The sequence below is a fragment of the Streptomyces sp. STR69 genome, from assembly GCF_024519455.1.
Lineage (GTDB): Bacteria > Actinomycetota > Actinomycetes > Streptomycetales > Streptomycetaceae > Streptomyces.
In genome coordinates this window covers 1-9,266 of sequence record NZ_JALJRY010000063.1, presented here as the reverse complement: position 1 = coordinate 9,266, position 9,266 = coordinate 1, and the positions used below count along the sequence as shown (strand labels likewise).

The 9,266-nt window shown below is 71.3% G+C and carries 7 protein-coding genes; 6 read left to right on the top strand and 1 reads right to left on the bottom strand.

All coding sequences use genetic code 11. The annotated features are described in order from the left end of the window. Positions 1-225 precede the first annotated feature (225 nt). The 5 genes from OC490_RS48620 to OC490_RS48600 all read left to right on the top strand — a co-directional run bounded on the left by OC490_RS48620 (position 226) and on the right by OC490_RS48600 (position 5,738). The gene (locus OC490_RS48620; RefSeq protein WP_262064485.1) at positions 226-1,611 is read left to right on the top strand and encodes a peptidoglycan-binding protein; all 1,386 of its coding nucleotides are present in this window, start codon (positions 226-228) and stop codon (positions 1,609-1,611) included. 66 nt (positions 1,612-1,677) lie between these two features. Beyond that, complete coding sequence (locus OC490_RS48615) at positions 1,678-2,814, top strand: SPFH domain-containing protein (protein ID WP_262064484.1); 1,137 nt, start codon at positions 1,678-1,680, stop codon at positions 2,812-2,814. A gap of 121 nt (positions 2,815-2,935) precedes the next feature. After that, positions 2,936-3,541 carry a lytic polysaccharide monooxygenase gene (locus OC490_RS48610; protein WP_262064483.1) on the top strand — a complete coding sequence of 202 codons (606 nt, stop codon included), beginning with the start codon at positions 2,936-2,938 and terminating at the stop codon, positions 3,539-3,541. Positions 3,542-3,617: 76 nt separating this feature from the next. Then, positions 3,618-4,079 carry a DUF3592 domain-containing protein gene (locus OC490_RS48605; RefSeq protein ID WP_262064482.1) on the top strand — a complete coding sequence of 154 codons (462 nt, stop codon included), beginning with the start codon at positions 3,618-3,620 and terminating at the stop codon, positions 4,077-4,079. 39 nt (positions 4,080-4,118) lie between these two features. Continuing rightward, positions 4,119-5,738: a long-chain-fatty-acid--CoA ligase gene (locus OC490_RS48600; RefSeq protein ID WP_262064481.1), complete on the top strand. Its 1,620-nt coding sequence runs from the start codon at positions 4,119-4,121 to the stop codon at positions 5,736-5,738. Here the strand turns inward: OC490_RS48600 and OC490_RS48595 are convergent. Then, positions 5,689-8,379, bottom strand: coding sequence for a LuxR C-terminal-related transcriptional regulator (locus OC490_RS48595; RefSeq protein ID WP_262064480.1), 2,691 nt, complete (start codon positions 8,377-8,379; stop codon positions 5,689-5,691). The genes OC490_RS48600 and OC490_RS48595 overlap by 50 nt on opposite strands. Positions 8,380-8,620: 241 nt before the next feature. Between OC490_RS48595 and OC490_RS48590 the strand changes: the two genes are divergently transcribed. After that, the gene (locus tag OC490_RS48590) at positions 8,621-9,145 is read left to right on the top strand and encodes a fascin domain-containing protein (protein ID WP_262064479.1); all 525 of its coding nucleotides are present in this window, start codon (positions 8,621-8,623) and stop codon (positions 9,143-9,145) included. The last annotated feature ends 121 nt before the right edge of the window (positions 9,146-9,266 follow it).

Below are 9,266 nucleotides of genomic sequence, written 5' to 3'. Positions count from 1 at the left end.
CCCGCTGATTAAGAGTCAGCTGCTCTAACCAACTGAGCTAGCGGCGCCTGCTGACCTGCACAACTCTACCGGACGGAGTGGGGTGCTCCTGACCACCCCCTCGGGCTCCCGGGTGGGTCCTTGTACATCATTCGGACCGTCAACATGCGAGTCCGGAAGACAGTTGAGAAACTGGCGCACGTGCACGAGCGCGGAAATATCCACCTGGAGTGTGAGGGGCATCGCATGGAGACTCCGGTATTCGAGGAATTCGATCCCGCGAGCGATTGTGATTGCCCGGAATGCGTTCACCGGCGGCGCATCCTGCCGCATTCCCCGACCGTCCGAACCGGCGGCCACCCCACCGCCCAACGCGTCCTGGTGGTGGCCGCCGCCGCGTCCGCGACCCTCGCCGCCGGGCACGCCGTACCGGCCCTCGCCGCCCCCCACACCCCGGCCCGCCCCGGCGTCCCCGCAGCTGACACGGGTGACTCGGGTGACGAGCCCGCGACCCCGCAGGGCGGCAAGGCCCCGCTGCACGGCCCGAGCGGGAAACCGGCGAAGCCGGCCGGTGTCCTCAAGGCGCCCGCGACCACCCGGGCGGAGATCATCAACCGGGCCAAGACCTGGATCGCGGCGCAGGTGCCGTACAGCATGAACGAATACTGGTCCGACGGTTACCGGCAGGACTGTTCGGGGTTCGTCTCGATGGCCTGGGGGCTGCCGGGGAACGAATGGACCGGAAGCCTCGACCAGTACGGGACACGTATTTCCAAGGAGGAACTGCAGCCCGGCGACATTCTGCTGTTCCACAATCCGGAGAATCCCGAGAAGGGCTCCCACGTCGTCATCTTCGGCGGCTGGACCGACTACACGCACACCTACTACATCGCCCTGGAGGAGACCCCCTCGCACGCCCGCCGCCAGTCCACGCCCTACGCGTACTGGAGCCACTCCGCCAACTACGTCCCCTACACCTACAGGGGCCTGACCCAGAGCGCGGCGGAGGTGACCCCGAAGCCCGCGGTGCCTCCGAAGCCCGCGGTGCCCCCGGTGACCCCGGCCGGCGCGGTCACGCCGAAGACGGCGTACCCGGGAGCGGCGTATTTCGGCCCCGGCGCCAACAACAAGTACGTCACCCGGCTCGGCACGATGCTCGTCGCCCGCGGTGCAGGCTCCTACTACGCAGCGGGTCCCGGCCCGGTCTGGTCGGACGCGGACCGGCTGGCCACCCAGGCGTTCCAGCAGGCCCAGGGCTGGACCGGCGCGGACGCGGACGGCCTGCCGGGACCGCTGACCTGGGAACTGCTGGTCACCGGCAAGGGCAGGAACATCGGCGGCGCGGTCGTGGGAGCGGCGGGCCCGCCCGGTGCCTCGGCCGCCTCGCACGGTGTCCCCGGCTACCCCGGCCGTAGCATGTTCCGCCCCGGCGCGACCAACAAGTACGTCACCGAGCTCGGAAAGCAGCTGGTCAAGAAGGGCTTCGGCAAGTACTACACGACGGGCCCGGGACCGCGCTGGGGCGAGCCTGACCGGCGCAACGTCGAGGCCTTCCAGCGCGCCCAGGGCTGGCGCGGCGGCGCGGCGGACGGCTACCCGGGGCCGGAGACCTGGCGCCGCCTCTTCTCATAAGCACGCTCATCACCCCGCTCGTCCCCACCCGTTGTGACGCATCTGGCGCGGAGGCTGGAGGCAACCATGAGTACGACGACCACTTCACAGACGCCCGAGAACGAGGAACCCGTGGGACCGCCCGAGGGGCAGACCCGACCCGCGCGGCTCATCCAGAACGAGGCGACCACCGAGATCCCCGTCCACCTGCTGTTCCGCGACGACCCCGACCCGGTGTCGCTGCCGCTCAGACCCGCCGTCGTAGGGCGCAGACAGGGCACCGGCGAACAGCCGCGCTTCCGCCGCCCCCTCCCGGCCAAGCCGCGCCCGGCACCGGAGGTCGACCCCGGGCTGGTGGAGCGGCCGGCCCGGGTGCTGCCCGGCACGGCCGGCGTGCTCGCCGGCTCCTGCGGACTCGCCGGCTGTCTCGCCACTTCGTGGTGGGCGGGCGTCCTGCCCCCGCTCGCGGCCCACGCGCTACGGCTGCCGGTCTACGCCGGTGCCGGGCTCGGTCCCGCGCAGTGGGCCGCGTACGCGGGGGCCGGCGCGCTCGGTCTCTTCGGCTTCGGCGGTCTTGCCCGGGGCCGTACCGGAGGGGCCTGGGTGCTCGGCCTGTTCGGGCGGTACCGGGGGACCGTCCGGCGCACCGGGCTGATGTGGGTCAACCCGCTGCTGCTGCGCCGCCGGGTCGACGTACGGCTGCGGCACTGGCGCAGCGAGCCGATGCCGGCCGCCGACGCGAACGGGGTCGCGCTGCGGGTCGCCGTGCTCGTGGTGTGGCGGGTGCGGGACACCGCGCGGGCCACGCTCGGGGTCGAGGACCACGAGACGTATCTGCGCGAGTGCGTGGAGGCGGCGCTGACCCGGGTGCCGGTGGAGCCGCCGGGCGGTGGCGCGAAGGGCGCGGCCGACCTGGCCGTCGACGCGCTGACCCGGCTGGTCGCGGCGGACGCGGCGCCGGTCGGTATCGAGGTGTTCTCGGTGCAGCCGCTGCGCGTCGAGTACGCCCCGGAGGTGGCCGCGGCGATGACCCGGCGCCGTATCGCCACGCTGGACGCGCAGCAGCGGGCGACGATGCTCACGTCGGTGGTCGACTCGGTGGAGGACACCGTCACCCGGCTGACCATGCGCGGCCTGGTGGAGCTGGACGACTACGAACGCAAGGCGCTGGTCAAGGACTTGACGGTCGCGTTCTGCTCGGGACGGGGAGAAGCCGCGCCGTGACCGACCTGGAGACGGACACGGCTTTTGGTATGGACACAGTCAAGTAGGGGCAATAATCTGAGACTTGGTCTAGACCTGCACGGCTCACGGAACTCCCCACACGTTCTCCAGGAGCGGCAGCATGCGCAAAAAGACCAAGTGGTACGCGGGCGTGCTCGGGCTCACCACGGCCGGGGCCATCGTGCTCTCGTCCGGGGCCGCGAGCAGCCACGGCTACACCGACCTCCCCATCAGCAGGCAGAAGCTCTGTGCCAACGGCACGGTGACGAACTGCGGTGACATCCAGTACGAGCCGCAGAGCGTCGAGGGCCCCAAGGGCTTCCCGGCCGCCGGTCCCGCCGACGGCCAGATCTGCAGCGGCGGCCTCAGCCGCTTCGCCCAACTCAGCGCGCCGAAGACCCCGTCGGGCGCCGCCTGGCCGACGACAAAGGTGACGGGTGGGCAGTCGTACACCTTCCGCTGGCAGTTCACGGCCATGCACGCCACCACGGACTTCAAGTACTACGTCACCAAGCAGGGCTGGAACCAGACCCACAACCTGGCCCGCTCGGACCTCAACACCACGCCGTTCCTCACCGTCCCCTACAACGGCCAGCGCCCGCCGGCCACCCTCTCGCACAGCGGCACCCTTCCCTCCGGCCTGACCGGCCACCACGTGATCGTGGCGGTGTGGACGATCGCGGACACGACCAACGCGTTCTACGCCTGCTCGGACGTCACTTTCTGAGCATTGCTTGAGACAGTCCGGTGTTCCCCGGGGGTAGGTTCCCTCCACCAAGCGGTAACTGACCTCGGGGGACACCATGGAAGCACTGCTCTACATCGCGCCACTCCTCATGATCGCCCTGGCGGTGTTCGGCGCGATCAAGGTGATCCGCCGGTCGCGGGAGGTCGACAGCGCCTGGAGCAGCGGGCTCACGGCCGAGGCCCGCTGTCTGCGGACGTACACGACGACCAGCGGCGGCGGGGACACCATGGTGTCGACGACGCTGCACCACGTCTACGAGTTCACGACGCGCGAGGGCCGGACCGTCAGGTTCGAGGAGGGGAACGGGCCGGGGACGACCCTGGAGGGCGACATCGTCACCGTGCACTACGCGGCGGACAATCCCGAGCGGGCCACCGCCCACGCCCCGGCCCGCGGGAAGCTCGTGGCGGGGACGGGCTGCGTGCTGGCGTTCCTCGGCGTGTTCGTCACCTTCTGCCTCGTCTTCATCGTCGCGGTCCACGAGGCCTTCAGGGTGGCGGACGACTTCTTTCCGTAGACTCCACATCTGACGGTACGTCAACTACCGTGCGCCCCCATGGAGTCCAGGAGGCGTACCGTCGCGGAACTCGTACAGGCACGGTGGGACGACCACCGCCCGGGGCTGTGGTGCGAGGAGCGGATGCTCACCCACCACGAGGTGGCGGCCGGCGCCGCGGCCAGAGCAGCGCTCCTCGCCGACCTCCTGCCACCCGGCACCGCACCCCATGTCGGCGTACTGCTCGACAACACCCCCGAATATCCCCTGTGGTTGAGCGCGGCGGCCCTCGCGGGCGCGGCCGTCGCCGGTATCAACCCCACCCGCCGCGGCCCCGAGCTGGCCCGCGACATCCTGCACACCGAATGCCGGGTCCTCGTCACCGAACGCACCCACCTCCCGCTCCTCGACGGCCTCGAACTCCCCGGCGTGCGCCTGCTGGTGACGGACACTCAGGCCTACGACGACCTTCTCGCGCCGTACGCGGACGCGAAACCGGACGCCTTCACCCGGGCCACCCCCGACGACCGCGTCCTGCTCTACTTCACCTCCGGTTCCACCGGTGCCCCGAAGGCCGCGATCTGCACCCAGGGCCGCCTGGCCGCCGCCGGAAGCTCCCTGGTCGGCAGCTTCGGGGTGCTTCCGGACGACGTGCACTACATCTGCATGCCGATGTTCCACGGCAACGCGGTGATCGCCGACTGGGCACCGGCGCTGGCGGCCGGGGCGGGCGTGGCGCTGCGCCGCCGGTTCTCGGCGTCCCGGTTCCTGGACGACGTACGGACGTACCGGGCCACGTACTTCACCTATGTCGGCCGTGCTGTGCAATACGTCCTGGCCACCGAGGAACGCGCCGACGACCGGGACAACCCGCTGCGGATGGGCTTCGGCACGGAGGCGGGGGCGGTGGACGCGGCGGCGTTCGAGCGGCGGTTCGGGGTGCGGCTGGTGGAGGGATACGGGTCCTCCGAGGGCGGGGCGGCGGTGCAGTGGTCGCCGGGGACACCGCCCGGGGCGGTCGGACGGGCGGCGCCCGGGCTCGCCGTACTCGATCCGCGGACGCGGACGGAGTGCCCGCCCGCGGTCTTCGACCCGGCCGGGCGGCTGCTCAACGGGGATGCGGCGATAGGGGAGTTGGTGAACCGCGCGGCCAACCCCTTCGAGGGCTACTGGCGCAACCCGGAGGCGGACGCCGAGCGGCGCCGGGAGGGCTGGTACTGGACGGGTGACCTCTTCTACCGGGACACCGACGGCTACCTCTACTTCGCCGGCCGCACCGACGACCGCCTCCGCGTCGACAGCGAGAACCTGGCCGCCGCGATGATCGAGAGCATCCTCGCCCGCTACGAGGGCGCCGACGCCGTGGCGGTGTACGCGGTACCGGACCCGGTGACCGGCGACCAGGTCATGGCCACGATCGCCGGGCACTTCGACCCGCTCGCCTTCGCCGAATTCCTGCTCGCCCAGCCGGACTTGGGGACGAAGATGGCACCCCGCTTCGTACGGGTGGTACGGCGGATGCCGGTCACCGCGACCAACAAGATCCACCGGGCGGGGCTGCGGCGGGAGGGGATCCGGTGCGCCGATCCGGTGTGGTGGCGGCCACCGGGGGAGGCGGCTTATCGACGGCTTACTCCTGAGGACGCTGTCGTGGCTGCGGGGACCAGCCGGACCGGCTGAGGATGTCGGCCAGTTCGCGGCGCGTACGGACGCCGAGTTTGGCGTAGGCGCGCCGGAGATGGTTGTCGACCGTGCGCACGGACAGGTGCAGTGCCTCGGCGATCTCCTTGCTGCGCAGGTTGGTTGCGGCCAGGAGCGCGATCTCGCGTTCGCGGTCCGTGAAGGCGTAGGTGGCCTCCGCGCTCGCGAGGAGGGGGGTGCGCACCCCGGGGCACCTGGCGGTGAAGTCCTGGGTCAGCAGGGACGCGGCGGTCGCGCGGCGCGGGTGACCGGCCCGGCGCCAGGCCGCCGAGGCCGACGCCGCGGCCTCGGCGGCGAGCAAGTAGGCGCCGATGGCGGCCAGTTCATGCGCCGCCGCCAGCAGCAGGTCCGGATCGTCGGCGGCCAGAGCGGTACCGAGACGGACCCGGGCCGGAGCGAGATCCCCGTCGCAGTGCCTGCTCAGCTCGACCAGCCGTCCGGTGACCTCCTTGGCGCCGCCCAGCCGGGCGAAGTCCGTCAGCAGCAGCATCTCCGAGGTGGGCTGCCCGGTGTCGCGGGCGGCCGAGGCCGCGGCGGCCAGGATGTCCCGGGCCTGGGACAGGTGCCCGCGGGCGGCGTGCAGCCAGGCCTCGCCGAGACGTTCCTCGCCCGCCTGATGGCCCATGACCGGGTAGGTCCGCATCCGGACCACGGCCGCCTCGGCGGTGCCGAAGTCGCCCAGTAACGCGGCTGCGGCGGCCAGGCCTCCCCAGGCCTGGGACAGCGGCCGGACCTGGTGGTGGTTCTGGCCCTGGGTGATGGCTTCGGCGTACCAGCGGCGTGCGGTCGCCGCGTCGCCGGCCAGCCACCCCACTCTGCCGCGGTAGGCCGCGGCCCACACCCGGGTCTGCGCCGAGTCGGTGTCGACCAGGTCGGTCAGAATGCCCTCCGCCACCTTCCCGGCCTGCGCCAGTTCCCCCGCGTCGGTCAACGCGAAGACCACGGGCACCAGTTGGGACGTCGGATGCGCCGGTCCCAGCGTCCGGTCGTCCACCTTCACATGGGCGGCGTAACTCGCCCGGCCCGAGTCGATCGCCTCACGGGACCTCCCGACGTAGGCCAGCCCGGCCGACCTGGACATCGAGGCCACCAGCCAGGAGTTGACGTCCTGGGTCTCCAGGATGTTGGCGTCCAGGCCGTCGAGCAACGCCAGGGCCTGAGCAGGGCGGCCCGAAACAGCCATCAGGGACGCCTTGTTGAGAGCGAGCAGGCGTTGACTCGCCGGGCTGGTGACGTGCCGTAGCGCGGTGTCGTTGACCCGGAACGCCTCCTCGGTGCGCGCGGCGACCCAGAAGAGGTTCCAGGTGCGGACCATCGCGGCGGCGATCCTGTCCTCCTCCGACGCGGCCCGCCGCTGCGCCTCCGCGAGGATCTCCTCCGCCCGCTGCCAGCGCCCGAGTTGGACCAGGGAATCGCCCTGGAGGAGGAAGGAGCCGTAGGTGCGATCCGCCTCGGGAAGAGCCTCCAGCAGGGCGACGACCTGTTCGTAGTCGTGGACATGGCGTGCCAGCGCGGCGGCACGGACGATCAGCCCGGGATCGGCCGTGCCGGTGGCGGCCAGCCGGTAGATGGCCACCCGGAGGGCGTCGTCGTGGCGTCTGCCGCCGTTCGCGCCGATCCGTTCGATCTGCCGGAGCAGCAGCGCCCGACGGCGGACGAGGGAGAGCCCCTCCCGCAGTGCCTCGCCGTAGAGCGGGTGGCTCAGGACGACGAGGGTGCGCCGTTCGTCCTGCCGGACCTCGACCAGACCGGCTTCGTCCAGCTCGGCCACCACATCCGTCGACGCGATCGAGGCCGCGTCGGCCAACGAGACCGACCCGCACACCGCGAGCAGCTCCAGAACCCTGCGCGCCACGGTGTCCACGGCGGCGAGGCGGTTCCTGATCAGCTCGCCGAGGCGTGGCGTGGTCGGCAGCGCCCCTTCGGCGAGGGTCCAGATCTCCCCGTCGCTCGACAGCGTCCCGGCGTCCAGCGCTCCGTGCACCAGCTCACGCAGGTACAGGGCGTTGCCCCCGGACGCCTCGAACAGACGGTGGAGGGTACGGTGCCCGAGCGGTGCGCCGAGTACGGTGCGCAACAGCCGTTCCGCGCCGCCCCGGTCGAAGGGTTCCAGGTCGATACGGCAGACCGCGTCACCCCGCGCGAGTGCCTCCACGGCGTCGACGGCGGTGGCTTCTGCGGCCGGGCCACCGGTGCGGACCGTGGCGATCAGCCGGATCGCGCCCGCGTCGAGCAGATGACGCAGCAGTGCGGTGGACGCCTTGTCCAGCAGATGCAGATCGTCCACCAGGACCGCCCACCGGTCGTCTCCCCCGGGTCCTGCCAGCAGCCTGGCGACCTCGGCGAACCCGGAGACCGGGTCCGACAGGTCGACGCCGGCCGGTATCAGGTGGGCGATCGCGCCCATCGGCGCCGCTGCCGCCGCGGAACTCGCGGTCACCCGGATCGCCTTGGCTCCCGTGTCCACGGCCCGGGTGAGGAGTTCGTCGGCGAGCCGTGACTTGCCCACTCCGGCCGGTCCGAAGACCGCCACGGTGGTGCACCCAGGTCTGCGCCATGCCCGCTCGAAGGTCTCCAGTTCCCGGTCCCGCTCCACGAACGGCCACGGTAAATCCGGCATGTCTGTCCCCCGGTCCGGCGGCACCACTGACATGAGCCTGCCCAGCGTGGCATGCCTGCGGCACTTTCCGGAGGGGGCGCGGCGCGGGTTCCGGGGCGGTTTGAGTAACGGCTACTCACGCCGTACGACGGCGACAGGCGCACCGTTTCTCATGGATCCGCCGACCGGCGGGGTCGGGAGAGCGAGAGGGCTCTGCAGCCGTGGTCGGCGACGACTCGATCTCTGAAACGGGGAGAGAACCGTGAACACCAGGAACAAGCTCGGCCGTGCGGCGGGCATCGTCATCGCCGCGGCCGGGATCGTGGCGCTGAGCCTGCCCGGCGAGGCGTCGGCGGCGGGGATACTGCCGACCTGCACCATCCAGACCGTCGACGGACACTTTCTGACGGCGGTCGACGGAGGCGGGCACACGACGAACGCGATCCAGAGCAACCGGACGGTCGCCTCGACCTGGGAGAAGTTCCAGCTCGTGCCGGCCGGAGACAACCTCCACGTCGGGTTGCGGACCAGCAACGGGAACTACCTCACCGCCGTCGGCGGAGGCGGCCAGGCCAACGCCGACGCCATCCACACGAACGCAACCGTCCTGTCGGCCTGGGAGGAATTCCGCATCACCTTCGAACCGACGCTCATCCAAACGGTGAACGGAAACCTCCTCACCGCTGTGAGCGGCGGCGGCCGGACCAACGAAGCCGTCCACACGGACGCGACGCTGTCCAACTTCGGCTCGTGGGAGGAGTTCCAGCTCGCCTGCGTCTACGTGTGACGGGCGGCCGACTCCGAAAATGACCAAGGGCGTTCTCCACGGGGGGAGAACGCCCTCAGTCGTTCACTGTGCGCCGCCAGGGACTCGAACCCCGGACCCGCTGATTAAGAGTCAGCTGCTC